Origin of the sequence: Weizmannia sp. FSL W8-1119 (assembly GCF_038008605.1) — a bacterium.
Classification (GTDB): domain Bacteria; phylum Bacillota; class Bacilli; order Bacillales; family Bacillaceae_C; genus Weizmannia; species Weizmannia coagulans.
The window spans coordinates 1911549-1936416 of sequence record NZ_JBBOZL010000001.1; the positions used below are offsets into that span (position 1 = coordinate 1911549).

At 47.3% G+C, this 24868-nt stretch carries 26 protein-coding genes, 1 tRNA gene, 1 pseudogene and 1 riboswitch; of the genes and pseudogenes, 3 read left to right on the plus strand and 25 right to left on the minus strand.

Annotation, left to right across the window (positions count from 1 at the left end; all coding sequences use genetic code 11):
* Positions 1–221: 221 nt before the first annotated feature.
* The 4 genes from clpX to NSQ19_RS09420 all read right to left on the minus strand — a co-directional run bounded on the left by clpX (position 222) and on the right by NSQ19_RS09420 (position 4885).
* On the minus strand, positions 222–1490 hold the full coding sequence (gene clpX, locus NSQ19_RS09405; protein ID WP_029142254.1) for an ATP-dependent protease ATP-binding subunit ClpX: 1269 nt from the start codon (positions 1488–1490) through the stop codon (positions 222–224).
* Between the two features lie 369 nt (positions 1491–1859).
* Positions 1860–3146, minus strand: a complete 1287-nt coding sequence (gene tig / locus NSQ19_RS09410) for a trigger factor (RefSeq protein WP_340702764.1) — start codon at positions 3144–3146, stop codon at positions 1860–1862.
* A gap of 163 nt (positions 3147–3309) precedes the next feature.
* Positions 3310–4302: a tetratricopeptide repeat protein gene (locus NSQ19_RS09415; protein WP_013859845.1), complete on the minus strand. Its 993-nt coding sequence runs from the start codon at positions 4300–4302 to the stop codon at positions 3310–3312.
* A gap of 139 nt (positions 4303–4441) precedes the next feature.
* The gene (locus NSQ19_RS09420) at positions 4442–4885 is read right to left on the minus strand and encodes a YndM family protein (protein ID WP_029142253.1); all 444 of its coding nucleotides are present in this window, start codon (positions 4883–4885) and stop codon (positions 4442–4444) included.
* A gap of 135 nt (positions 4886–5020) precedes the next feature.
* On the opposite strand from NSQ19_RS09420, the gene NSQ19_RS09425 reads away from it, so the two are divergent.
* On the plus strand, positions 5021–5317 hold the full coding sequence (locus NSQ19_RS09425) for a hypothetical protein (RefSeq protein WP_340702765.1): 297 nt from the start codon (positions 5021–5023) through the stop codon (positions 5315–5317).
* A gap of 82 nt (positions 5318–5399) precedes the next feature.
* Here NSQ19_RS09425 and NSQ19_RS09430 read toward each other — a convergent pair.
* The 13 genes and pseudogenes from NSQ19_RS09430 to NSQ19_RS09490 form a co-directional block, all read right to left on the minus strand.
* Positions 5400–5473: transfer RNA gene (locus NSQ19_RS09430), tRNA-Arg, on the minus strand.
* A gap of 243 nt (positions 5474–5716) precedes the next feature.
* A complete protein-coding gene (locus NSQ19_RS09435) occupies positions 5717–6226 on the minus strand; it encodes a metallophosphoesterase (RefSeq protein ID WP_013859848.1) in 510 nt (169 codons plus the stop codon).
* Complete coding sequence (locus NSQ19_RS09440) at positions 6223–6831, minus strand: XTP/dITP diphosphatase (protein WP_013859849.1); 609 nt, start codon at positions 6829–6831, stop codon at positions 6223–6225. Before NSQ19_RS09440 ends, NSQ19_RS09435 begins: the two co-directional genes overlap by 4 nt.
* Before the next feature lie 106 nt (positions 6832–6937).
* A complete protein-coding gene (locus NSQ19_RS09445) occupies positions 6938–7978 on the minus strand; it encodes a GerMN domain-containing protein (RefSeq protein WP_340703178.1) in 1041 nt (346 codons plus the stop codon).
* 117 nt (positions 7979–8095) lie between these two features.
* Positions 8096–8824: pseudogene (locus tag NSQ19_RS09450) on the minus strand (alcohol dehydrogenase catalytic domain-containing protein); the annotation flags it as partial.
* A gap of 9 nt (positions 8825–8833) precedes the next feature.
* Positions 8834–9202, minus strand: a complete 369-nt coding sequence (locus NSQ19_RS09455) for a spore coat protein (protein WP_168986082.1) — start codon at positions 9200–9202, stop codon at positions 8834–8836.
* Positions 9199–9414 (minus strand): hypothetical protein, encoded by a 216-nt coding sequence (locus NSQ19_RS09460; protein ID WP_013859854.1) that lies wholly within the window; start codon positions 9412–9414, stop codon positions 9199–9201. Before NSQ19_RS09460 ends, NSQ19_RS09455 begins: the two co-directional genes overlap by 4 nt.
* 81 nt (positions 9415–9495) lie before the next feature.
* Positions 9496–10305 (minus strand): glutamate racemase, encoded by an 810-nt coding sequence (racE, locus tag NSQ19_RS09465; protein WP_013859855.1) that lies wholly within the window; start codon positions 10303–10305, stop codon positions 9496–9498.
* 10 nt (positions 10306–10315) lie between these two features.
* The gene (locus NSQ19_RS09470; protein ID WP_013859856.1) at positions 10316–10768 is read right to left on the minus strand and encodes a MarR family winged helix-turn-helix transcriptional regulator; all 453 of its coding nucleotides are present in this window, start codon (positions 10766–10768) and stop codon (positions 10316–10318) included.
* Positions 10769–11130: 362 nt separating this feature from the next.
* The gene (locus NSQ19_RS09475) at positions 11131–11649 is read right to left on the minus strand and encodes a GDYXXLXY domain-containing protein (protein WP_133536951.1); all 519 of its coding nucleotides are present in this window, start codon (positions 11647–11649) and stop codon (positions 11131–11133) included.
* Positions 11642–12730, minus strand: a complete 1089-nt coding sequence (locus NSQ19_RS09480; RefSeq protein ID WP_340702766.1) for a DUF2157 domain-containing protein — start codon at positions 12728–12730, stop codon at positions 11642–11644. The genes NSQ19_RS09475 and NSQ19_RS09480 overlap by 8 nt, the downstream gene beginning before the upstream one ends.
* Before the next feature lie 12 nt (positions 12731–12742).
* Positions 12743–13042, minus strand: coding sequence for a DUF1648 domain-containing protein (locus NSQ19_RS09485; RefSeq protein WP_019720898.1), 300 nt, complete (start codon positions 13040–13042; stop codon positions 12743–12745).
* A gap of 636 nt (positions 13043–13678) precedes the next feature.
* Entirely contained in the window at positions 13679–13903 is a 225-nt protein-coding gene (locus tag NSQ19_RS09490) for a helix-turn-helix domain-containing protein (RefSeq protein WP_014097816.1), read from the minus strand.
* A 96-nt stretch (positions 13904–13999) separates the two neighbouring features.
* On the opposite strand from NSQ19_RS09490, the gene NSQ19_RS09495 reads away from it, so the two are divergent.
* Positions 14000–14224, plus strand: coding sequence for a hypothetical protein (locus tag NSQ19_RS09495; protein ID WP_061574094.1), 225 nt, complete (start codon positions 14000–14002; stop codon positions 14222–14224).
* A 33-nt stretch (positions 14225–14257) separates the two neighbouring features.
* On the opposite strand, the gene NSQ19_RS09500 is transcribed toward NSQ19_RS09495, so the two are convergent.
* The 4 genes from NSQ19_RS09500 to NSQ19_RS09515 form a co-directional block, all read right to left on the minus strand.
* Complete coding sequence (locus NSQ19_RS09500) at positions 14258–14734, minus strand: acyl-CoA thioesterase (protein WP_013859860.1); 477 nt, start codon at positions 14732–14734, stop codon at positions 14258–14260.
* Between the two features lie 98 nt (positions 14735–14832).
* A complete protein-coding gene (sdhB, locus tag NSQ19_RS09505; RefSeq protein ID WP_237348284.1) occupies positions 14833–15600 on the minus strand; it encodes a succinate dehydrogenase iron-sulfur subunit in 768 nt (255 codons plus the stop codon).
* Between the two features lie 72 nt (positions 15601–15672).
* Positions 15673–17424: a succinate dehydrogenase flavoprotein subunit gene (sdhA, locus tag NSQ19_RS09510; protein WP_019720782.1), complete on the minus strand. Its 1752-nt coding sequence runs from the start codon at positions 17422–17424 to the stop codon at positions 15673–15675.
* A gap of 71 nt (positions 17425–17495) precedes the next feature.
* Positions 17496–18104, minus strand: a complete 609-nt coding sequence (locus NSQ19_RS09515) for a succinate dehydrogenase cytochrome b558 subunit (protein ID WP_237348285.1) — start codon at positions 18102–18104, stop codon at positions 17496–17498.
* A 428-nt stretch (positions 18105–18532) separates the two neighbouring features.
* Here NSQ19_RS09515 and NSQ19_RS09520 point away from each other — a divergent pair, with 428 nt between their 5' ends.
* Positions 18533–18991 (plus strand): YslB family protein, encoded by a 459-nt coding sequence (locus NSQ19_RS09520; RefSeq protein ID WP_041819228.1) that lies wholly within the window; start codon positions 18533–18535, stop codon positions 18989–18991.
* Positions 18992–19030: 39 nt separating this feature from the next.
* Here the strand turns inward: NSQ19_RS09520 and NSQ19_RS09525 are convergent, their stop codons facing one another.
* From NSQ19_RS09525 to NSQ19_RS09540, 4 genes are all read right to left on the minus strand, one after another.
* Positions 19031–20260 (minus strand): aspartate kinase, encoded by a 1230-nt coding sequence (locus NSQ19_RS09525; protein WP_340702767.1) that lies wholly within the window; start codon positions 20258–20260, stop codon positions 19031–19033.
* 136 nt (positions 20261–20396) lie between these two features.
* Positions 20397–20574, minus strand: a riboswitch (Lysine riboswitch).
* 102 nt (positions 20575–20676) lie between these two features.
* Complete coding sequence (gene uvrC / locus NSQ19_RS09530; protein ID WP_340702768.1) at positions 20677–22449, minus strand: excinuclease ABC subunit UvrC; 1773 nt, start codon at positions 22447–22449, stop codon at positions 20677–20679.
* 106 nt (positions 22450–22555) lie between these two features.
* Complete coding sequence (gene trxA / locus NSQ19_RS09535; protein ID WP_013859869.1) at positions 22556–22870, minus strand: thioredoxin; 315 nt, start codon at positions 22868–22870, stop codon at positions 22556–22558.
* Between the two features lie 385 nt (positions 22871–23255).
* Positions 23256–24671 carry an ISLre2 family transposase gene (locus tag NSQ19_RS09540; protein WP_340702407.1) on the minus strand — a complete coding sequence of 472 codons (1416 nt, stop codon included), beginning with the start codon at positions 24669–24671 and terminating at the stop codon, positions 23256–23258.
* Positions 24672–24868 lie beyond the last annotated feature (197 nt).

Genomic DNA, 24868 nt, shown 5'->3' on the forward strand with positions numbered 1-24868 from the left:
CGGAGGGAATAAACGGGGATTTCTGAAAACCGGGAACGGGTAAGTGGAAGAAAAAAGGGCAAGCGCACCGCTCGCCCTTTGCTTCTTTATTCTGCTTCGCTTTTCATTTTGCCGGCGCTGTGCCAATACCGAGAATATTTGCCCCTGCTGCCGGAGGCTGGTTCCTGCTCAAAAAGAATGTTCACGCCGGATTGCCGGCGGGCAGCCCGGCTCCGTTTTATTTATGCCGATTTTGTCTGGTCGCTGCCTTCAATGACTGTGCCGTCTTTCAGCACAAGCCGCGGGAATTCTTTGTCCAGGACGGATTCTTTTGTGACAATACATTTTTTAATATCTTCCCGGGACGGCAAGTCGAACATCACATCGAGCATAATGCCTTCAATAATGGAACGCAGGCCGCGTGCACCCGTTTTTCTTTCGATCGCTTTTTTCGCGATTTCCTTCAGCGCATCCTGTTCGAATTCCAATTCTACATGGTCGAGTTCCAACATTTTTTTATACTGCTTGACCAGCGCATTTTTCGGTTCGGTCAAAATTTTAATCAATGCCTCTTCGTCCAATTGTTCCAAAGTGGCAATGACCGGAAGGCGGCCGATGAATTCCGGAATCAGCCCGAAAGAAAGCAAATCTTCCGGCAGTACCTGCTTCAGGAGCGATTTTTCATCGAGTTCGTCATTTTTTAAATCGGTGCCGAAACCGATCACTTTTTTGCCGAGGCGGCGTTTAATGATCTGGTCGATGCCGTCAAACGCACCGCCGCAAATAAACAGAATATTGGTTGTGTCAATCTGGATAAATTCCTGGTGCGGATGTTTGCGCCCTCCTTGAGGCGGAACGCTCGCAACCGTGCCTTCCAAAATTTTCAGGAGCGCCTGCTGCACGCCTTCACCGGAAACATCGCGCGTAATCGAAGGGTTTTCCGATTTACGGGCAATTTTATCAATCTCATCAATATAGATGATGCCTTTTTCCGCTTTTTCCACATCATAATCAGCCGCCTGGATCAGCTTTAACAAAATATTTTCGACGTCTTCTCCAACATAGCCGGCTTCCGTCAGCGATGTGGCATCGGCAATCGCAAACGGCACATTCAAAATGCGTGCCAGCGTTTGCGCAAGCAACGTTTTCCCGCTCCCCGTCGGCCCGATTAAGCAAATATTGCTTTTTGCCAGCTCTACTTCATCAATTTTGCTGTTGGAATTAATCCGTTTATAATGGTTATATACGGCAACCGCAAGCGATTTTTTCGCCTGTTCCTGGCCGATTACATATTCCGCAAGAATTTCACGGATTTCATGCGGTTTCGGAATGTCTTTGAATTCCACTTCTTCTTCCGTGCCAAATTCCTCTTCAACAATTTCCGTGCACAATTCAATGCATTCATCACATATATACACACCCGGACCAGCGACCAATTTTCGCACCTGGTCCTGCGATTTTCCGCAGAAAGAACATTTTAACTGCTGTTTTTCATCGCTGAATTTGAACATTCCATTCACCCCTTATATTGTACTTCTTCCACTCTATTGGCAGTTCCTGAAATAACAGGGACCCTTCATGACTCCCGCTTACCATTATACAAACCCCTTTTGCTGTGATTTGTATATGGATTGTATCACAAAACTATGGTGGCAGGAAATAAACTGCTTATATCATTCTCCATGCATATGTAAAATTCCTGTCTACTCCAGATTTTCCCAAAAACCAGACAAATATTCTTCTCCATCCTGAAAAATTGCACCGCTAAGTTTCTGGTGCGCTTCTCTTACAGTATAGGCTTCTATGTATTTTTTTTGGCACAGCCCGCAGGTTAGAAAACAAGACACGAGCCAGTGCCGTGCCTTGTATTTCTATTTATATTATGCAACAGTTTTGCTGTTTTGCACAAGAAAATCGATCGCTTTGCGCGCTTTCAGATCGGCTTTGATGCCATCCGTAGAACCGAGCGCCCGCCTGATATCTTCAACGGGCATGTCGTACATTTCGGACATGCGTTTCAGTTCTTCATCCACTTCTTCATCGGATACTTCAAGCTTTTCCGCATTGGCAATCGCTTCAAGTGTCAGATTAAAGCGGACGCGTTTTTCCGCATCTTCTTTCATCTGATTGCGGAGCGCTTCTTCATTCTGGCCGGAGAACTGATAGTAAAGTTCAAGGTTCAGCCCCTGGGCACTCAGGTTTTGTTCGAATTCTTGCAGCATGCGGTTCAATTCCGTATTGATCATCGCTTCCGGAATGTCCATTTCCGCATTTTCCGCTGCTTTTTCGACCACTGCATCTTCAACCGCGTGTTTTGCCGCATGTTCTTTCGATTCTTTTAAGTCTTTTTTGATTTTTTCTTTTAATGCATCCAGCGTTTCCACTTCGTCATCCGCATCCTGCGCGAATTCATCGTCCAGTTCAGGCAGGTGTTTCGCTTTGATTTCATGGACTTTTACCTTGAAAACAGCTTTTTTGCCTGCAAGTTCACTAGCATGGTATTCTTCCGGGAAAGTGACTTCGATTTCTTTTTCATCGCCGGTTTTTACGCCTACTAATTGTTCTTCAAAACCCGGGATGAAGTTGCCCGACCCAAGTTCAAGCGAATAGTTTTCCGCAGATCCGCCTTCGAACGCTTCGCCGTCAACGAATCCTTCGAAGTCGATGACAACCGTGTCGCCCATTTCCGCTTCGCCGTCTTCCTTGATCACGAGTTCGGCAAGGCGTTCCTGCAGTTTCTTCAATTCTTCTTCCACGTCTTCGTCCGTTACTTCTGTATCCGGTTTTTCGACTTCAAGGCCTTTGTATTCGCCAAGTTTTACTTCCGGTTTCACGGTAACAGTCGCTTTAAAGATTAACGGTTTGCCTTTTTCCATTTGTTCGACATCAATATTCGGCGTATCGACCGGTTCAATGCCGGTTTCTTCGATCGCTTTTTCGTATTCGCCAGGCACGATCATATCCAGTGCATCCTGGTAAAGAGATTCCACACCGAAACGTTTTTCAAATAAAGGACGCGGGATTTTCCCCTTCCGGAAACCCGGGACATTGATTTGTTTTACTACTTTTTTGAAGGCTTTATCCAGACTTTTATCAACCGTTTCAGCATCTACTTCAACTGTCAGGATCCCCTGGTTTCCTTCAGTTTTTTCCCATTTTGCTGACATACCTTTCCCTCCAACAATCTATAAATAATAATGTAATAATAGGAAATAGACCGGGTCTGTTTCCTGATTCCCTTGTCTATTGCTTTTTTCAAATACGGATTGAAAAAAGACAGTTTACAACCATTTAATTATAACACAGCTTTTTTGTCTTTCAATGATGAGCCTACAGATTCGGCAAAGAAATTTCCTCAAGGCTTTCGAGATAGCGGACGGCCTCAAGCAGCGCATCCGGCTCCACCGAATAGTACATCGCGATTTTATCCAAATACGCTTCCTGCCCGAAAAGCTTCAGGCCCATGCTGTAATAGGCAGCCGCCCACAGCGAGGGATCTTCCGGCTCCGGTTCAAACGGATACAGCAGGAAAAAGTGCCGGTCCAAAACCGTTTTAACCTGGGCAAAAAGGGTCGGATTTTTTTGTTCGACATCCCTTGAAAGCCGCGTAATCAAAAGATTGTACAGCTGCGTTTCAAAAATCGGCAAAAGATGCTTGGGATTTACGGCGCCAGCCTTGCCGAGTTTTTGCACTTCGAATTCATCCGTGATCCCCTGTTCTTTTAAAACATTCAGCAAAAGGGTCTGGATAAACGGATGTTCGTCCGGATCCCGGATATACGCCCGGATTTCATCGAGATACGGGCGTATATTTTCATGCACCAGATGCGAAACCCGCAAGATTTGTTCTTCCTGGTTCTCGGTTTCAAAAAGTTTGCGGCCTGTCTGCCCGGGCTCCTGTTCCGGTTTTGGCATCTGCATCCGCTTTTCACTGAAAGCGAGCAGTTTTTCATAATGGTCCAGCTTGTCCGGCGGGGCTTCTTTTTCTTCCAGCAGGGCATGCAGGGTGCTGCTGATTTCTTCATGTTCACCGAGCTGCACAAGAATCATGAGAAACAGATCGAGAATTTCGAAGTAATCGCCGGTTCCTTCACGAAGCATTTGCCTGCCCTGTTCTTTCGCTCTTTCATAATCGCCGGCTTCATAGAGTGCAATCATGTAGGCGGTCCCGATCTCCCCATCGTCATGGTCAAGCCGGCGTGCCTGGCGAAGCAGCGCGGCAGCTTCTTTATATTCTTTTTGGCTGATGGATTCGAGTCCCCGCTCCAAGAGGCGTTCTTTCAGACGAGGGAACGGCACCACATTGCTTTTTCCGTTTTTCATTGTCCATTCCGCCTTTTTTTAGATCGTCACTAGTGTAGCATGAACCGGTTTTTTTGCAAAGGGATTATACTGCCGGGGGGCTTTCCATTATGAAAAAAGCCAAACACAGAAAGCCATAAAGCTTCCGTGTCCGGCTTGCTTATTTCTTATCCGGCCTGATATCGTGAATGTCCTCTTCCTCAGCCATTTCCGTGCCGTAAGCAAGGCGCTGGTTTTGCCTTTTTGCCGTTTTTTCGCCGCTTGGGGCATCATGTTGCAAAAACCTGTGCACGAATACTTCCGCAGCCGAAATCAGGCAGGCGGCAATGATGCTGCCCCATGCAATTTGCAAATAATTGTCAAGCACCACGTTCCCGAAAATCCAGACACTGGCATAAACAAGCAAAAAGTCGACAACTGTTGCTTTCCAGTTCCCGATGCGCGGTAAAAGGAGCACATCCCCGACAACATAAGACACAATTGTTACAAGCAGGCTGAACGATAAAATATCTGTGATCGTCGCATAGAAAAAGAAGTCAAGCGCAACCGCAAAAGCGACGATGCACGTGATAAATTTTGCCAGTAAAACCATTGCATTCCGCATTCCAGTTCCTCCCTTAAACAGGCAGTTTTACTTATAGTTTGTCCAAATGAAAAAGGATTGAAACATATTGTGATGATTTAAAAGAAGAAAAAAGGGGTAAAGCTATAACAAGTCTACACATGACGGAGGGATTCGATGAAAAGGTCAACGATGAATCTGATTTCAGGCACTTTGCTTTCCGCCGGGGTAGCCGTGCTGGCCATGGCCGCTTGCAACAAACGGCAAAAAGATTCGGCTGAAACTTGGGAAGACACGGATATGAGAAACAGCAAAAAAATCGACCGGATGGAAAGTGTGGATGCAGACAAAGTGCCGGAAGAAAAAGGACTTACACAGCTGGACTCCACATACCGTTCCGAATGGATCGTAAACGGATTTCCGCAAACCCATAAAGAAATGAAAGAACTGGAAAAAGAAGGGCAAAAATCATAACTGCTCTTTCCGCCATTTTACACAAAAGGCCGGGCAACAAGGGAAAATCCCTACTGCCCGGCCTTTTTGCGGTTATACGCTACGTCCCAGGAGGGATTCGAACCCCCGACCTGCGGCTTAGAAGGCCGATGCTCTATCCTGCTGAGCTACTGGGACACTTTAAAATGGTTTTTTGTCAAATATTTTCCATTTCAATCAAAAATCACTTGAAAACAAACCTTATAAGGTTTGTTACGAACATATTTCATTTTAATCAGCAGGTGGGCAAATGTCAATCATGAATTTGAAAAAAACACGATTTTTTCCTGCAACGGGCGGGTGCAGCAGCAGGCAGCGGTTTCCGCAACCGGATTGGCCCGGCTTCGTACCCGCCTTGCTCTGCAGCCAGAGTTCCCGGCGTCATAACGAGAATTCCTGGCGTAAATCCTCAAGTTCGCGGTGCTTGTCCGTATAAAATGAAACACGGATCGTATTTCCGTTTTTCTCCACAATCGCATACGTCCGTTCCGTCCTGCCCCTTGGCATCAAAAGGCTGCCGGGATTCAGGAAAAGAGTATTTTCAATCAGCTCGACACCGAGAATATGGGAGTGCCCGAAAAAAACAAAATCCGCCCCCACTTCTTTTGCTTTATAAGACAAATTCAACAGGGTCATTTTTACATTATAATGGTGGCCGTGGGTGACAAATATTTTGCTGTCCCCAATTTCTTTCGTGATATCAAGCGGAAATTTCCGCTCATAATCGCAATTGCCGCGCACGGTTAAAAAGTCCCGGATGGCCTCCTCGTCCGCTCGCAACTCCGAATCGCCGCAATGGATCATCGCGTCCATTTCCCCGCCGTACCGCCGTTTAAGCTCGATCAGCTCTTCCGTAAGTCCGTGGCTGTCACTTGCAATCAGCAGTTTCATTTTTTGCCTTCCTCCCCTAAAATCGAATACAGTGCATCCGAAAGTTTCGCCAGTGCATGGGCACGGTGGCTGATTTTATTTTTTTCTTCGGCAGAAAGCTGGGCAAGCGTTTTTCCGGACGAAAGCATAAAAATGGGATCGTACCCGAATCCGTTCTCTCCGATCCTTTCCCGCGTGATCCTTCCCTGAAGCGTTCCGGAAACCGTAAATGTTTCTTTTCCGGGGCGCGCAACCGCAAGTGCACAATAGAAAGAAGCTGTACGTTTTTCATCCGGTACCCCTTCAAGCTCGGAAAGCACCTTATCGATGTTTGCCTCATCATTTTTCTCTTTCCCTGCGTAGCGTGCAGAATAAACCCCCGGCCTGCCGCCAAGCGCATCGACCATAAGCCCCGAATCATCGGCAATCGCCATCATGCCGTATGCATTGGCCGCCGCTTCCGCTTTTAAAATCGCATTTTCTTCAAACGTTTTCCCCGTTTCCTCTACGTCCGGTGCGCCTTCCATATCCAAAAGCGTTTTAACCTCGAGCCCGAACCGGGAAAATAAAGCTGCAAATTCTTTTGCTTTTCCTTTGTTTTTTGTTGCAATTAAAACAGCCGCCAATTTTCTCCCCCTTTACCGGAAATGTAGTATGTATGCACGATACAAATAAGAGGTAGTCTGGCTACCCCTTTTGTCTCATATTCTATAGTATAACAAAAAAACGATGCTAAAAACTATCCGTGTTGACTTTTTCCGGCCTTGTCACCGGTTCTGAAACCGATTTTCCGTCTTCCGTAACAACCTTTGTACTGCCGTCCACTTCGACTACAACGCTTTTAATCCCTTTTTGCTCTGTCAGCGTCAGGACGAGCGGATCCAGCACTTCGTTTGAGATCATCTTTTTATCGAGGCTTCCTAAAATTTCTTTATTAAAATCAAGCGTCACTTTCCCGTTTGCAATTTCCGGCTGTTTCTTCAGTTTGACATCGTCCATGAATCCGGACACAAGATGGGAACCCGGGGAAGGACCTTTGACCAGTTCTTCAACCGCTGCTGCCACATCGTCCTTGCTGCTGTCCGCAACACGCTTTGTTACCGGCACATAATAGCTTTGTCCCCCTGTTTCCGCCAAATAATAAACGGTGACCGGATGGGTATTTGTAATATCGGCAACATACTTTGTATCTGTATTGATGCCTGCTTCCCTTGTCAAACCGCCCGGGCTTACCGGTGTCCCTGCAACCGGCATCGCCTTCAGTTTTTTGCCGTTCATTTTAAGCGAGACTTTTTGAATGGAGTCGAACTGGGTCAGCGTCCATGTGACCGATTCCAATATTTTTTGTTCATCGTGCGCTTGATAGTCTTTAAAATCCCCCGAAAAATCGACCGTCGCCAAACCGTCTTTCACATCTACCGACAACTGCGTATTCGCAGGAAGCACCGCGCGGAAGCCGTTCGGCAGCAAATTGGAAACCGGGCCGTCCTGCACGAGGTATTCCAGTGCCTGTTTTGCAATGCTTTTGCTTTCAGGCAAGGCGATCGTTTGCGGAACGACATAACCATTTTTGTCAATCAAATACAGTTCTGTCAGCACCTTCCCTTTCTTTGCTGTTGCGGTTTGTTTGGTCCCATCTTTTACAGAAACACTTTGATGCGGATCGATTTTTTCCGGCTGCTTCTCAGGCAGCAGGCTGCAACCCGAGATCCAGATGCCGCATGCCGCAAGCGCCAGGGCAAACTTGCTGGCTGCCTTTATCTTTTTTGCCATCCCTTTCCCCTCCCGAAGACTGTTTGTACTACTATGTATACTGGCTTTCCGCAAATTTAGACCGGACATGCAAAAATTTCCGGGGCAGAATAAAAACGGCACGCTTTTCCATAATAAAAGTTCTTTCAAATATTCGCCGGTATTGTCGTGCTGTTCAAAATTGACGGTTTCCACTTTGTTATACGTCTTGGCGTGCTGCAGCCGGTAATCCAGATAATCAACGGCAATGACACGTTTCGCCTCTTTCAGCCACGCGAATTTTTGCGCAAGCAGGCCGACCGGTCCGCAGCCGAGCACGACAACCGTGTCGCCGTCTTTCACACCCGCATTGTCCACCGACCAGAACGCAGTGGAAGCGGCATCTGAAAGCAACACGAGTTCTTCATCTTTGACTTCGCTGTTTTCCGGAATTTTAAATGGTGTAAAGTTCGCATACGGGACGCGCAAATATTCCGCCTGCCCCCCCGGATAGCCGCCTGTCAGATGGGAGTATCCAAAATAGCCGCCCATCTCCCCGTTGGCATTCGCATTGTCACACTGGCTTTCCAGATCGTGTGTGCAATACCAGCATTCCCCGCAGGCGGCAGTGAACGGGATAATCACCCTGTCCCCTTTTTTTACCTTTGTGACATCGGGGCCGGTTTCTTCGACAATCCCGAGCGGCTCATGCCCGATCATATAGTCTTCCGGAAAATTTGGAATCATGCCATGGATGAGATGCAAATCGGAGCCGCAAATGGCCGATGACGTAATTTTTACAATGATATCGTCTTTTTTCTCAATTTTGGGATCCGGCACGTCTTTTACTCTGACATCTTTGATCCCCTGGAAAGTGACTGCTTTCATGTTTGCCTCCTATTCGTCCGCATCAATCTGAGCCATCATGCCCATGCGCGACGTATTGCCGGGAAACAGGTTCAGTTTGCCGATCATCAGCGCCATATCAGCGGATTTCATATCCAGTCTGTATTGGTCATCTACGTTGTACGGGTGGAGCCAGCCTTTTTGCATCATGAAATTTGAAACTTCTTCATGAAGGGAAAGCCCCTCGGCAAGCTGTTTCCGGAAGGCGGCCCTCACCGCAGGCGTTCTCGATTCCGTAATGGCTGCCGCTGCATTCCGGATCCCGGTTTTAATGCTCATCAAAAATTCAAGCGCAACTGCTGAATCCGCCATTTCCGGCATGCCTTCCGCGTTTTCGATTTCCAAGTAATCATGGATCATTGCAGCATCTCTCCCGGATTCAGCTGGTATAAAGCTTTCATTTCTTGAACGGCTGCTTCTGCCTGCTGCACGTCTTTTTCCATCAATGCCTTTAAATCCTGGTCGAATACCAGGCCGGACATCATTTTCGATTTTAATAAACAAATGGTTTTGAAATTGAGCATTTCATGGAGCTCCCTTGTTTCGTGGTAAGCCAAACCATTGTTTTCCATATATCCACCTCCGTTTTTCAAAAGCTATTGTGCCTACTCGCGGCCGTTTCTTGGGCTAAGGCAAAACAAAAAACCATCCAATTAGGAGAGCGTCTCCCCTAATTGAATGGTTTCCACACAAGTAATATCCTGTTCAAGCCAGTCTGATGCAAGCGCGGCAAATATTTTGCTCGAGCCGGTGGTGTAAAAGCGGTGCTTCTGCCGCGTGTCTTCCATATTAAAAAGGTCGTGGAAGTAAAGAAGCGTGCTTACTTCGCGCGCAGTTTCCTCCCCGGAACTGATGACCGAAACGCCCGCGCCCATCACGTTTTTGATAATCGGCCCGAGGAGCGGATAATGGGTACACCCGAGAATGACTGTGTCAATGCCGCAATTTTGGATCGGATACAAGGTTTCGGCGACAATTTTTTTGGCAATCGGGCTGTTGTACTGGCCGCTTTCCACAAGCGGGACAAATTTCGGGCAGGCAAGCGCTGTAATCCTGACTTTTTTATTGATACTTTTTAACGCCCGTTCATACGCCTGGCTTTTAATCGTGCCGACCGTGCCGAGCACGCCGATCCGGAAATTTTTTGTATGTTTTAAAGCGGCCCGCGCGCCGGGATAAATGACGCCGAGAACCGGAATCTTCAGCTCTTCCCTGACTTCGTCCAAAATCACTGCCGTAGCCGTATTGCAGGCGATGACCAGCATTTTAATTTGTTTGTCCATCAGAAAACGGATCATCTGCCAGGTGAATTTTTTGACTTCTTCCACCGGCCGCGGTCCGTACGGGCATCGTGCTGTGTCGCCCACATAATAAATGGTCTCATTCGGAAGCTGGCGCATCATTTCCTTTGCCACGGTCAGGCCGCCAACCCCCGAATCAATCACGCCTATTGGTGCATTCAAACTTCTCGCCTCATTCTGTCTTCATTTCCTGATGCAACTGCAGCAAGTTGCTTTTTAATTTGACCAGCTCATCCGGTGAAAAATGGCTCAGCACACCCTGCAGGTAAGCTTGCCGTTTCCGGATCACTTCGCCGATTAATACCCGCCCTTTTTCCAGTAAATGAATGCGGACAACCCGCCGGTCATGCGGATCTTTTACGCGCCTGACGAGTTCATTTTTTTCCATCCGGTCAATCAGGTCCGTCGTTGTGCTGAAAGCCAGATACATCCGGTTCGACAGTTCCCCGATCGTCATGTCGCCTTCTTCAAAAAGCCATTGAAGCGCCAGAAACTGCGGCGGCGTGATTTTATAATCGCTTAATAATTCACGGCCCTTTTGCTTGACAATGCCGGATATGTAACGCAAATCTTTTTCAATCTGTGCCACAACTTCCGGATCATGTATGTATGGTTGCTGTTCCATGTCCAAAGCGGCCCCTCTCTCAAAAATACGGTGATGACTGTTTTACTATAAGCTATTTTGACCCTTTTCACCCGAAATTTCAAGAAAGAGTTTCACATAGGCTTCCGTTCCATTGCTTTCCAAGTAAAGCTGTGGAAGGAAAAGCGGCCCGGTGCACGGTTGTGAAAACACTGTCCGGGCAAAATTTGCATATTGAATAAGGTTCCGTCCTTCCATTTTTTGTAAAAGAAAACGGCACGCTGCGGTTCCAAGCCAATGGCGCTTGATGGAACGTGCACCGGGTGCGGATACAGGGGAATTTTTCACCCGGCATTTCCTTTATGGGCGAAAAAACATGCGGCAGGCATTCGGCTGGGTAGCCGTCACTCGGTTACGAGATTCGTGATAACGGCACGGCCGCGGTAAATTTTCACCACTGCTGCAGCGCGCCCTTTTGCTGCCGCCTGCTCGATTTCTTTTCCGGCATGCTGGGGCACAAAAAATTTGTCAAGATGATAATCAATATACACTTTTTGATCGCCGTCTTCCCAAGCTTTCCCTTTTAAATATATTCCGCCCCGCGGCTTTTCGGCGGATACGGTTTTCACATGGCAGATGCCTGCCTCATCTTTTTTAAGCAGGGCATACACGGTCAGCTCCCCGCCTTTATGGCGCGCAAAATACTCGATGGCACTGCGGTCCAGGCGGCTTTCCGGCACCGTTTCCGCTTCAAGATTCACCTGTATATAATCGCCCCTGAAGGCATCCGTCGGGTCCACCGGCTCCATTCGCAATTTGACCGGTTCCCCGACAGCAACCGTATATAACGGCGGAACAATCATCCCGAGTAAAATGGCAATCGGAACAAATGCAGCAAGCCCTCTTTTCACCAGATCATGCATGGCCGTTTCCCCCTTCTTTCCGCTGCTTTTCAAAATAAAAGCCAAAACCGATAAAAATCAGGCCGCCAATGATGAAAACAATGGATTTCGGCAAAAAGCCGTAGGAAAAGTCAAGGTAAAAACGCAGCACAAAAATGCAGAGAATGAAGATATTGGTAAGGCTGCCGATTTTGATAAAATACAGGACAAGCAAAAAGTACACAACGGAAAATGCTAAATTGAAATGGCTGCCAAAAACCGTGCCTTCCCAAACAGACGAAAAAGTAAGCAGGATGCCCGTCAAGCCGTGAAGCAAATGGCCTTCCAGCCGCATCACTTCTTTGTACGCTTCCTGAACCGGCAATCGCAGCATAACGAAGCCGGCAACAAAGAGAAGCAGGAGGGCAGCCAAATGTCCGTATGCGGGGAAAAACGCATTGAGTTTAAACAGAAATACGGACAGCACAGCAATCGAAAGCGCGTTTACGAAAAACAGCAGCAGCCGGGAAGCAACCATTTTTTCATTTATCCAGTAAAGGAATGCTGCCAAAAGTGCGGTGATGAGAACAGCGAAGTACCCGATGCCGGTATTTTCAGCATCCAAATACAAAAGGAAAAGCACTGTGGCAAAAATGAAGAGCCATTTGTCTTTCAGCACATAGGCCATCGGCAGCGACCCGATCCCCCACCATAAAAATGCCTGGCCGAATGGGCCGCCAAGGTTAAAAATTTGCCCGGTGAGAAAAATGCCTGCCCCGAAAAACAGGACACCGAGAAAGTACAAGCCGCGCGCTGTTTTCGGATGGCTGTTCTCCAATTTAATAGCCGCTCCGTTCACGCCTGCAATCGCAGCAAGGATGATGAGAAATTTGACTGTTTTGCCGAGATAGATCCAATTGCTGGCAATAAAGCTAAAAATGCCGGCCCCGAGCAAAAGGGCCCCGACCGTGACAAGAATGCGGACAAGGCTCACCCCGCGGGAAACCTCATACTGTGCGAGCATCTCGTCCTTTTGCGTACGCGTAATGGTCCCCTTTTCTTCAAAAAAAGCAAGCTCGCTTTTCATCCATGTATAATTTTTCCTGCCAATCTTTCTTTTCATTTTGACTCCCCCTCATTTTGAAAAAAGCGCATACAGGACAAGCAAGACATGGATGATAAATAAAAATAGAATGCACAGTGACGCTTTGTATGACTTTCCTTTCCTTGAGGGCAGCCAGATAAGCAACATCACGGCAGGCAGAATGGAAAAACCAGCCCATTTATTTATAAATCCGTCCGGCCGTAAATGTCCGTTAAAATGGATCGGAATGATCGCTGGCGCAAATGCAAACCCGGTCAGGGATACAAGAATGGCAACCAGTATCAAAATAAACAAAAATGCCGGATCCGTCACTTTGAGAAAAAGCCGCATCAACACACATCCTTTCATGCGATTGTACTGTATTTTGGCGGATGTTTTCATGTGGGAAAAGCCGGAAACAAAATGCCGGCAAAGCATCGTCCACCTGTATGTTAAATTGCGATGTTTGCGGATAAATCTATTAATCTCTCCTGAAAATATGCGCCGGCTGGCTTTCATCCTTCTGCTGGTGCCGCATTCATTCGGCATGGGCGTCTGTATGCAAATTTGGGTGCAGCAGCGTTTGATTTAAAGCCAAATCGTCCAACGTCTTTGGAGAAAACTTCACACTGCCTCATGAGGGCTTAGGAAAAAATTTTAATGCCGTCTTTTGAGATAACAACGCCGTTTGTTTTTGTAAGCCTCGTGATTTTTTATACGGTATCCGGCGTCTGGACGCCCCGCCTTTTACTAACATGATCGATTGTCGGCCGGAGTTTCATTTAAAGGCACCATTGAAAATGATTCCGCTTCGTGAGCTTGTGGCCATTTTACTAAAACCGCCGGCAAATTTCCAGCTTCATCTAAAAATATGAAAAATGTAAAAATCGGAGTCAAAAAGAGTAAACGCTTTATCCGCAGATCCTTCCGTTTCTCTCCCCCTCTTTAAACCACAAAATCGACTGCAACATTGCAGCCGATTTTGTTTCAAAGCTTTAATTCCCCCATGCGGAGTAATTCAACAACAGCTTGCGAGCGCCCCTTGACTCCTAATTTCTGCATGGCGTTGGAAATATGATTTCGAACTGTTTTTTCGCTGATAAACAATTCGCTTGCGATTTCTTTTGTTGTCTTGTCTTGTACTAACAGCTCGAATACTTCTTTTTCTCTTTTTGTCAGCAGCGGTTTATGTGTGAAATCGTTGTCCTTCAACTATGATAACCCTCCTTGCCTTCGCCAGCTCTAAACCGCGGGGATGGGTATTTTGATTGTCACAATATCTTATGTTTTAGCGCAGCCGGGAGTGACTTGGCGAGGCAAGGAACAGCACAAATCAGCAAAAAAGGGCGGATACCGGAAATCCTTTCTGTGCAAAAGAAGAATGAAGCATTATCCGGCATTGTAGACTGGCAGTTATGGATTCTGTTTATGGCCTGTACGAAGACGGCAAAGCAGGCAAACAATTGTTGTAAAAAATACCACGTATTGCCGCTCTTTTCTCCGCTCGAATTAATCCCCAACGCACGCACTTAAGTTTATATTATACGGCGGGATGGACTCTTTCGTTCAGTTGCCGGATGAGACATAAGCTTGCGGGTCGGCGAATCTCGCTTTTTCTTCCGCCGTCCACGGTTTTCCTTTTCCGGTTGCGGCCGAAATTTGCACCATTGTCCCGCGCCCGGTAAAACAGATTTCATCCGCTTCATTTTTCGCCATATAGTGCAAGTCAACGGACGAATTGCCGATTTTTGAGACTTTTACATAAATGCGGAGCTTGTCATTGAAAAAAACCTGCTGCAAAAAATCACACTGCAAATCCGCCACGACCGGGATGGATCCGGTGCCTCTTTTTGCCCAGTCGCCCATAAACCCGAGCTGCTGGAGAAATTCAATCCGCGCTTGTTCAAAATAAATAAACGGAACGGTATTGTTCATATGGCCGAACATATCGGTTTCGGAAAAACGGACCGTCACCGGGAGATAAAACGAAAATCCTTCTTCCCAGGCGTCCCAGTCATCAATATAAGAGATATGTTTTTTCAATGGAATGCCTCCTTTTAATGAGTGAACAGCCATTCATTTTTTGTTTGAAAAAGAGCGCCACATCGTACTGTTTCCGCTTTGATGTGGCACTTTCGGCATTAGTCAACCATATGGTCACTGCCAAAGAATTTTTTAAACATATAAATGGTTGTTTCACGGTTTAACGCTGCGATGGATGTTGTCAGCGGGATACCTTTCGGGCAGGCTTGCACACAGTTTTGCGAGTTGCCACAATTGGCAAGGCCGCCGTCAACCATGATCGCTTCAAGCCGTTCATCACGGTTCATATGGCCGGTCGGGTGCGCATTAAATAACCGTACTTGCGAAAGCGGGGCCGGCCCGATAAAGTTTGAACGGCTGTTGACATTCGGGCAGGCTTCCAAACATACGCCGCACGTCATGCATTTTGCCAGTTCATAAGCCCACTGCCTTTTTTTCTCCGGCATGCGCGGCCCTTCCCCTAAGTCGTAAGTGCCGTCAATCGGAATCCAGGCTTTCACTTTTTTCAGCGAGTCGAACATGCGGCTGCGGTCAATTTGCAAATCTCTTACAACCGGGAAGGTCCGCATCGGGGCAAGGCGGATCGGCTGCTCCAGTTTGTCCACAAGCGCTGAACAAGCCTGGCGCGGCTTGCCGTTAATCACCATGGAACAGGCGCCGCAAACTTCTTCCAAACAGTTCATTTCCCAAACAACAGGTGTTGTTTTTTCCCCTTTGGCATTGACCGGATTCCGGCGGATTTCCATCAGGGCCGAAATGACATTCATATTCGGCCGGTACGGAACTTCAAACGTTTCGTCGTATGGTTCTGATTCCGGATTATCCTGGCGTTGTATGATAAATGTAACGGTTTTTTGTTCACCCATCCTTATTCTCCTCTTTCCTTATGAAATCACCCGGGCAAAAGCTGGAAAAAATCCGCTTTCGCCCGATCCGAATCAGTGCTTCTTCGTGTAGTCGCGCACGCGCGGCTTGATCAGCGATACATCCACATCTTCATAGCTGAAAACCGGCTCATTGTTCACAGGGTCATAATTTGCCATCGTCGTTTTCAGCCATTCTTCGTCGTTGCGGTCCGGAAAATCAGGTTTATAGTGGGCGCCGCGGCTTTCATTACGGTTCAGGGCGCCGATCGTAATGACGCGCGCCAGCTGCAGCATGTTATACAGCTGCCGTGTAAACGAAGCCGCCTGGTTGCTCCATTTCGATGTATCTACAACATTAATATTTTTCCATCTTTCCATTAATTCCTGAATCTTTTCGTCCGTTTTCTTCAAACGGTCATTGTAACGGACAACCGTCACATTGTCTGTCATCCATTCGCCCAGTTCCTTATGCAACACATAGGCATTTTCGGTTCCGTCAAGCGACAATATATCGTTCCATTTTTTCTCCTGTTCCTGGACAGCACGTTCAAAGACGGTTGACGGCAGTGCATCCGCGCTCTTTTCAAGCCCGTCGATGTAGTTGACAGCTTCAGGCCCGGCTACCATCCCGCCATAGATGGCAGAAAGCAGGGAGTTTGCCCCTAAGCGGTTCGCGCCGTGCATCGAGTAGTCGCATTCGCCTGCTGCGAACAGCCCCGGAATGCTCGTATGCTGCTTATAGTCCACCCATAATCCGCCCATGGAATAGTGGACGGCCGGGAATACTTTCATCGGCACTTTATGCGGGTCATCGCCGACAAATTTTTCATAGATTTCAATAATCCCGCCCAGTTTAACGTCCAGTTCATGCGGATCTTTGTGCGACAAATCGAGATAGACCATGTTCTCGCCGTTAATTCCGAGTTTCAAGTCCACGCAGACATGGAAAATTTCACGGGTTGCAATATCGCGCGGCACGAGGTTCCCGTATGCCGGATATTTTTCTTCCAGGAAATACCACGGTTTGCCGTCTTTGTACGTCCAGATGCGCCCGCCTTCCCCGCGTGCGGATTCACTCATCAGCCGCAGTTTGTCATCACCCGGGATAGCAGTCGGGTGGATCTGGATAAATTCGCCGTTCGCATACGTTGCGCCCTGCTGGTATACAATAGAAGCCGCCGAGCCGGTATTGATCATCGAGTTGGTCGACTTCCCGAAAATAATGCCAAGGCCGCCTGATGCCATAATGACAGCATCCGCAGGAAAAGCTTTGATTTCCATTGTGGTCAGGTTTTGCGAAACAATGCCGCGGCAGATGCCTTCATCGTCTTTGATAATGCCGAGAAATTCCCAGCCTTCGTATTTCGTGACAAGCCCGTCCACTTCATGGCGCCTTACCTGTTCATCCAATGCGTATAAAAGCTGCTGGCCGGTTGTCGCGCCTGCAAATGCTGTGCGGTGGTGCTGGGTGCCGCCGAAACGCCTGAAGTCCAAAAGCCCTTCCGACGTGCGGTTGAACATGACACCCATCCGGTCAAACAAGTGGATAATCCCCGGCGCCGCTTCGCACATCGCTTTTACCGGCGGCTGGTTGGCAAGGAAGTCGCCCCCGTATACCGTATCGTCAAAGTGGATCCATGGCGAATCCCCTTCCCCTTTTGTATTGACAGCGCCGTTAATGCCGCCCTGTGCGCAAACAGAGTGCGACCTTTTTACCGGCACTAAAGAAAACAGATCAACCTGCCGGCCTGCTTCTGCAATTTTTACAGTCGCCATCAAACCGGCAAGCCCTCCGCCGACAACAATGATTTTGCCATTAGCCAACTTGATTCACTCCCTTTTCATACTTGATGCCTCTTACAAACCAGTAAACTGCTATTTTTCGAATCTTTTCATTATGCAAATGCTAATAAAGCCCTGACGCCGACAACGGAAAGCAGCACAAAGACCACGATCATCACATATGTGGAAATTTGCTGTGACCGGCGTGACTGTGTAATGCCCCAGCTGACCAGGAACGACCAGAGACCGTTGGAAAAGTGGAAAATGGCAGCCACTGTCCCAATTATGTACCAGGCGAGCATCCAACGATTTGCTAAAAGATTTGCCATCAGATCAAAATTCAATTCCTTGCCAAGCGCCATTTGAATGCGTGTTTCATAGATGTGAAATACGAGAAAGATCAGGACCAGCACACCGCTGATTCTTTGCAATAGGTACATCCAGTTCCGGAAGTAGCCCATCGTGCCGACATTGCTCGATGCCGTAAACGAAATGTATAAGCCGTAAATTGCATGGAACAGAAGCGGCAGATAAATGAATACTACTTCCACAAAAAGCAGGAACGGCAGGTTTTCCATAAAACCGGCTGCTTTATTGAAGGCAGCAGCACCGTTTACCGCATAGTGGTTTACGGTCAAGTGGATGACTAAAAATAAGCCGATGGGTACAACACCCAGCAAAGAATGCAGTTTGCGGTTATAAAACTCTCGATTTCCAGCCACATTGTATCCCCCTTTGTAGTGTGAATTTATGCAAAGAAGACAAATTTTGCATAGCTTCCTCCCGCATAAATATTTTATAACAATTATGTGACAGTTTTATTGTACTCCCGACAAATGGGCACGTCAAGGAAACGCATTCATGAATTTGCGCTGAAAATGCCGTTTATTTGTCATATTTGTCAGTCTTTCTTCCATTTTTTTAAAATTTTTTCAGTATAGCTCTTTTGCCATATGCTTTTGCATAAAAAAGGAATTTTTATCCAAGGCTTGTCTTTTTTCATCGGATTTTACCGCAACCGGTACCACTTCCCCGTATAACGCGGAAACCGGCGGAAAAAGTTCCCTTTATTTTTGTGTATACTTAAAAAATGCTTTTAAGTCCGGTTTTATTTTGTATATAATATAGCATATAGAAAGAGGGGAATTGCGTGAAATCTTCTGGCGGAAATGAACAAACCGTTGCGGAACAGCTGATGGTGCCCGCATTCGGATATGAGCTGTTGCGCAATATATTAATTCCGGATATACTCGGCAAGGAAACGCCGGATATTCTGTACTGGGCGGGAAAACATTTGGCAAGAAAATTCCAGTTGCTTACCTATGAAGAAATAGTTTCTTTTTTCAAAGAGGCCGGCTGGGGAACGTTGTCAATCAAAAAAGAAGAGAAATATCATATTGAATTTGAGTTATCCGGGCCGATGATTGAACGGCAGCTGGATATGGGCGCAGGCGCAGAACCGACATTCAAGCTTGAAGCCGGGTTTTTGGCCGAGCAGTACCAGATGCAGAAAAAACTGATCACGGAAGCTGTGGAAGAAGTTGCGAAAAAGGCAAAAAAAATCCGGATCACCGTGCAGTGGGATGCGAAAGACCCGGCCGAGGAATAAATATGAAAAAGCAGGGGGCTCCCCTGCTTTTTCATATTTTCATATATTTTGTTCCACTGCATCCAGTTCAAATGCTTCATGCAGGCACCGGGCGGCCCGGACCATTTCTTTTGCATCGACAACGGTGGATACTTTGATCTCGGACGTGCTGATCATTTTAATCGCAATGCCGTGGTCGGCCAGAACCTGGAACATTTTTGCCGCAACGCCTGGGTTGGAAACCATGCCCGAGCCGATGATGGACACTTTTGCGAGGCCGGTTTCCGTTTCAAAATGGTCGATGCTGAGGGCTTCTTTCCCGGCTTCCAAAAGATCGGCCGTTTCTTTTAGATCTTTATCTTTTATCGAAAATGATAAATATGTTTTATGGTCCGCCGTCCGGTTCTGGATGATGATATCGACATCAATATGGTGTTCCGCCAGTGTCGTGAATATATCCGGCAAATTCCAGAAGCCGTTTTCCAGCCCGAAAATGGTTACCCTTGTAATGCCGTCTTCAAATGCAACGCCGCGGACAATTAAATTTTTTTCCACCGAAACTTCCTCCTCTATTAACGTGCCTTCCTCCCTTTCAAGGCTCGAACAAACGATCAGCGGCACAGCCGCATTTTTGGCAAACTCCACCGCCCTTGCATGCAGGACGCCCGCCCCGAGGCTCGCCAGTTCAAGCATCTCATCGTAGGATACAGCCTTAAGCTTCCGGGCAGTCGGAATATAGCGCGGGTCGGACGTAAACACGCCGGTTACATCCGTGTAGATCAGGCAGCGGTCGGCATGAAGCGCTGCTGCAAGCGCCACCGCCGTTGTATCCGAGCCGCCCCTGCCGAGTGTCGCAATTTCGCCTTCCGGGGTAATGCCCTGAAACCCGGCGACAACGACAATTTGCCCGGCTGCCAGACGGGATTTGATTTTTTCAGTCCGGATTTCCGTGATCCGGGCGTTTCCGTGCACAGGTTCCGTTATAATGCCGGCCTGCCAACCGGTATAAGAAACGGCATCGTAGCCGCGATCAATCAGTGCCATGGCGACAAGCGAAATCGTCACCTGTTCGCCGGTTGAAAGCAGCATATCCATTTCGCGTTTTGCAGGATACGCCGAAAGTTCATTTGCAAGCCCGACAAGCTGGTCCGTTGTTTTGCCCATCGCGGAGACAACGACGACAACATCATGGCCTTTTTCCTTTTCTTCAATAATCCGGTCGACCGTATTCCGGATCCTTTCCACATTTCCAACCGAAGTTCCCCCGAATTTCTGAACAATGATTCCCAATAACTCCGCCACCTTCTGCAGTTTATAAGTAAGATGAGGCTGTCAGATTGAAAGCAAAGCAACTTGGCGCCCATTTAAAAAAAGCAATGAGAACGGATATCTCATCGCTTTTGCATACGCGGGTACGCAGTTATTCCTGTGAGATAGCGCTCCAAGACATTCCATCCTGACAGTTCCGGACTTCTTCAGTACAGAACCAGCAAAAACGGCATTGAGGCCATTTCCACTTCGGCAAAACTTCCTTTCAGGAACGATCCCGGAAGCCCAATCTTCTCCCGTTCCTTACTCTTAAGTTTTGCGCCTCTATCATGTAACGGCTTTGCCGGACGCCGGGATAGCCGCTCCCGAAAGTCTGAAACAAAGCCTGCCATATGAAATTATCATGATTATACCATATACGGAAAAACCCTGCCAGGTTATTCTTGTAATTTTTTGATTAATGTTTCGGATACCGGGCGCGGGATGCCCGCTTCCACAAATTCTTCCAACTTCGCTTGCTTCATTTTCTTTAAGGAACCAAAGTGGCGGAGCAGTTGTTTTTTCCGTTTCGGTCCGATGCCCGGAATATCGTCAAGCGCCGATTGAAATGCGGATTTTCCGCGCAATTCCCTGTGGAACGTAATCGCAAACCGGTGCACTTCATCCTGGATGCGCTGGAGCAGGTAAAATTCCTGGCTGTTCCGCCCGAGCGGCACGACTTCCAGCGGGTTGCCGAACAAAAGCTGCGATGTATTGTGCTTCTCATCCTTTGCCAGGCCGCCGAGCGGAATCTCAAGCCCGAGCTCATTTTCGAGCACATCCCTTGCCGCGTCAATTTGCCCTTTTCCGCCGTCAATGATGATGAGGTCCGGAAGCGGCAAGTTTTCCCTCAGGGCACGGATGTAACGGCGGCGGATCACTTCGCGCATCGATTCATAATCATCCGGCCCTTCCACCGTTTTGATTTTATATTTGCGGTATTCTTTTTTTGCCGGCTTGCCGTCCACAAACACAACCATCGCCGAAACCGGGTTTGTCCCCTGGATATTCGAATTATCGAACGCTTCAATCCGGTGCGGCGTATAGATGTCGAGCTTTTCGCCTAGATTTTCAACGGCTTTGATCGTCCGTTCCTCGTCCCGTTCAATCAACGCAAATTTTTCTTTCAAAGCAATCTTTGCGTTTTTCTCGGCCATTAACACAAGTTCCCGTTTCTGGCCTTTTTTTGGCTGGAGCACTTTGATTTCCAGCAGTTGTTCTGCCAGTTCCCGGTCTGCTTTTTCCGTAATCAGCACTTCTTTCGGCTTAATATGCTCCGGTTTGGCGTAAAACTGCCCCAAATAGCTCAAAAATTCCTCCTCCGGCTCATCGTAAGACGGAAAAAGCGAGACATCCCGTTCAATCAGCTTTCCTTGGCGCATGAAAAACACCTGGACACACATCCAGCCTTTATCCACTGCGTAGCCGAAAATGTCGCGGTCCGTAAAATCCGTCATGGTAATTTTCTGTTTTTCCATCGTCATTTCAATATTGGCGATCTGGTCGCGGTATTCTTTTGCCCGCTCAAATTCAAGTTTTTCAGCAGCCTCATGCATTTTTTCTTCCAGTTCTTTTTTGATTTCCGTGTAGCCCCCGTTCAAAAAGCGAGTAATTTGGTCGGTGATCTCTTTGTATGTTTCTTCTTTCACCTCATTGACACACGGCGCAAGGCACTGGCCCAAATGGTAATAAAGGCAGACGCGGTCCGGCATATTGGTGCATTTCCGCAAAGGATACAACCGGTCCAGCAGCTTTTTTGTTTCATTGGCCGCCTGCACGTTCGGATACGGGCCAAAATATTTTCCCTTATCTTTCTTCACTTTCCGGGTGGTGATCAGACGCGGGTGGCGTTCATGGGTCAGCTTAATATACGGGTATGTTTTATCATCTTTTAGCATGATGTTGTATTTCGGGTCATGCTTTTTGATTAAGTTGATTTCAAGAATAAGGGCTTCAATATTGGAAGAAGTGACAATATACTCAAAGTCTTCGATCTCGCTGACAAGCCGCTGCGTTTTTGCGTCATGCGAACCGGAAAAGTAAGAGCGGACACGGTTTTTTAAAATTTTGGCCTTCCCGACATAAATGATGGTCCCCTGTCTGTCTTTCATTAAGTAGCAGCCGGGCTGGGCGGGCAGGAGGGCAAGTTTATTGCGGATCGTTTCGTTCAATTTTTCTTCACCTCAAAATCCTGCGTTCTGTAAAAAACCCGGACCACAGCCGGCCCGGATTTTAAAAATGCATTTGCTCACGGCTTGAAGCCGCGCGTTTATTGTATTATAAATGTTTGTTCACTAATTCTTGCAAAGCTTCTTTCGGCTGGTAACCGATCACTTTGTCGACCGGTTTGCCGTCTTTCATGAGAACAAGGGTCGGAATGCTCATGATGCCGAATTTGCTGGCCGTTTCCTGGTTCTCGTCAACGTCCACTTTGACAATTTTCACCTTGTCGCCCATTTCAGCATCGATTTCTTCAAGTACCGGTGCAATCATTTTGCACGGGCCGCACCATGTTGCCCAAAAATCCGTTAATACCAAACCTTGGCTGACTTCCTGATCGAAAGTCGCGTCGGTAGCATGTGTAATTGCCATATTGAAAGAACCCTCCTAAATCAAACTATTACTGCTTGGGATTAGTATATCATCCTTTATCATATGTTGCGAACAATTTGTCCGGTCCGTATGTGTCAAGTTTTTCTCGACAAGGTTTAAATATCGGGTATTCCAAGACACTCTTTTTGTACACTTTCGGCTACCGTGCTTTACTTGCTCGGTGTAATTTTCGGAAAAGATGTAATATTTCCGTATAAAGATGGATAACGGGGATGTTGAGGCGCGCGAAATTCACTCGCTTTCCGCGGGCGGCCGGCGAGCCTCCTCGCTCGTACCTCGCTGCGGGGTCTCTCCTGGCTCGCTTTTCCCGCAGGAGTCTCGTAAATTTCGCGCGCCTCAACGATCAGTCCCCACTGAGCCAAGCTTAAAACGAAAGCTCTAATATTTTGCTTAAATGTCCCATTGCCGATGAACGGCTTGAATGCAGGGCAACTGATCCGTGCTTTACGCCCACTGACGGGCGTACAGGCTGCTTGAATAGTTGAGACATCCTGATGGATTGTTGCAAGCTCCGTTGCTTTCTCGCGCTTCTTGAACGGTGTTTCAGATAGGTTTCCTGCAATGTCCCGTTAAGCATGCCCTGTTTCACCTTTACCATGGCTTCGGCGCCAGCTTTACTCCAATGCATCCCCCTTTTCTTCATTCTGAATGAGATATGCCTTTGATTTGATTCCATTGCCCCCAGGCCTCTCGCACCTTCCGGTACGTTCTCTACCTTGTCCCTCCAGTCAAAAATGCGGTCCCAGTTTTTTAGGATGTACGAACGAAACTCCTTGACTTTCTTAAGGCTCTTTTCATCCGTCAATGTGCTTTCATGCGTATCCAAATATAACGTGAATTGGTCCAGGTCATGCGTTCTAATCGCTTTTCTAATTTGCTCTTTGATCTCGCTCTTTCCGCCCCCGAATGTCCTTACGATGGCTTGTGCAACGTGGTAGGTATCCAGCTGGTTGAGCACCGGAAATTCCGACTGTGAGAAAGCTGTTTGAAACCTTTCAGCTGTGTATCCCGCACCTCCATCACTATTTGTAATGACACGAGCTTTTTCTAGGGAATAGGTGTTGGCTGCTACAGCTTGGACTTCATCCCAAAATGTCTGGATGGATTTCGTCGTCATGATAACAACGGGATGGTGTAGAGAGACTCTTTTGCCATTGGTTTCCCATCCTTCATAGAGAATGGCGTGGTGGACTTCCAAACCCTGTTTCTTTTCTAGTCCCCGGACGAATATACCATCAGCTTCGGAAAACAGGTAATCTACCTTCTTTCCCTCAGGTAGTGAATCAGCTATTTCTAGCTCTTCTACAAGTGCCTTGTCGGCTTCAGCTTGCGTTTTCCCTACGTGTTTCACCATGTTCCCTACAGTTGTGTGACTAAGGCTCACTGCTGTCCATTCTTTTAAAATATCAGCTACCTCCCGATAGGTGTTCTCACTTGCCAACTCTGCCACCTTTAACTCCACTAACGGGCTGTATCGTTGGTATGGTAAAAGCCCTAACCATTCATCCAGAGGATAATGTGAATTCCCTTTCTGGTCATGCATTAGTGAACGTTTAAAGGTCACATTTCCAAATAAAAACTGAATGCTTCTGTTATCACTCCGGCAGTACTCCCAGCCATCCTCCAGCTTTTTTTGCTTAATTGTTTTATCTAACGTCTCAAATATTTCCCCAACCCATTGCGTAAAGGCATTCTGGATCAGAATTTTAACTTGTTCTTCAAATTCAATAAGACTTTTTGTATCCTTTAATAATCTAGCAATTATTGATATAATATCCATAGGAAGACCTCTTTCTAAATGTATTCGCCCACAAGCGTACATTTAAATGATAGAGCGTCTTCCCATTTTTTTCCACTCATCTGCCCTTCGAGTAAAATTTTACACATACGTCCGGTCCGGGTAAGCAGTAATGATTTTATTATTTTATACCCTTTTTCCGCGAATATCCAACAGAAAACAGGCCCGGAACGATTTTT

What these genes read in the sequence shown, in the direction of transcription:
- clpX (WP_029142254.1), bottom strand. Translation starts at nt 1,490, where the DNA reads ATGTTCAAATTCAGCGATGAAAAACAGCAGTTAAAATGTTCTTTCTGC.
- tig (WP_340702764.1), bottom strand. Translation starts at nt 3,146, where the DNA reads ATGTCAGCAAAATGGGAAAAAACTGAAGGAAACCAGGGGATCCTGACA.
- NSQ19_RS09415 (WP_013859845.1), bottom strand. Translation starts at nt 4,302, where the DNA reads ATGAAAAACGGAAAAAGCAATGTGGTGCCGTTCCCTCGTCTGAAAGAA.
- NSQ19_RS09420 (WP_029142253.1), bottom strand. Translation starts at nt 4,885, where the DNA reads ATGCGGAATGCAATGGTTTTACTGGCAAAATTTATCACGTGCATCGTC.
- NSQ19_RS09425 (WP_340702765.1), top strand. Translation starts at nt 5,021, where the DNA reads ATGAAAAGGTCAACGATGAATCTGATTTCAGGCACTTTGCTTTCCGCC.
- NSQ19_RS09435 (WP_013859848.1), bottom strand. Translation starts at nt 6,226, where the DNA reads ATGAAACTGCTGATTGCAAGTGACAGCCACGGACTTACGGAAGAGCTG.
- NSQ19_RS09445 (WP_340703178.1), bottom strand. Translation starts at nt 7,978, where the DNA reads ATGGCAAAAAAGATAAAGGCAGCCAGCAAGTTTGCCCTGGCGCTTGCG.
- NSQ19_RS09455 (WP_168986082.1), bottom strand. Translation starts at nt 9,202, where the DNA reads ATGATCCATGATTACTTGGAAATCGAAAACGCGGAAGGCATGCCGGAA.
- NSQ19_RS09460 (WP_013859854.1), bottom strand. Translation starts at nt 9,414, where the DNA reads ATGGAAAACAATGGTTTGGCTTACCACGAAACAAGGGAGCTCCATGAA.
- NSQ19_RS09470 (WP_013859856.1), bottom strand. Translation starts at nt 10,768, where the DNA reads ATGGAACAGCAACCATACATACATGATCCGGAAGTTGTGGCACAGATT.
- NSQ19_RS09475 (WP_133536951.1), bottom strand. Translation starts at nt 11,649, where the DNA reads ATGCATGATCTGGTGAAAAGAGGGCTTGCTGCATTTGTTCCGATTGCC.
- NSQ19_RS09480 (WP_340702766.1), bottom strand. Translation starts at nt 12,730, where the DNA reads ATGAAAAGAAAGATTGGCAGGAAAAATTATACATGGATGAAAAGCGAG.
- NSQ19_RS09485 (WP_019720898.1), bottom strand. Translation starts at nt 13,042, where the DNA reads ATGCGGCTTTTTCTCAAAGTGACGGATCCGGCATTTTTGTTTATTTTG.
- sdhB (WP_237348284.1), bottom strand. Translation starts at nt 15,600, where the DNA reads ATGGGTGAACAAAAAACCGTTACATTTATCATACAACGCCAGGATAAT.
- trxA (WP_013859869.1), bottom strand. Translation starts at nt 22,870, where the DNA reads ATGGCAATTACACATGCTACCGACGCGACTTTCGATCAGGAAGTCAGC.
- NSQ19_RS09540 (WP_340702407.1), bottom strand. Translation starts at nt 24,671, where the DNA reads ATGGATATTATATCAATAATTGCTAGATTATTAAAGGATACAAAAAGT.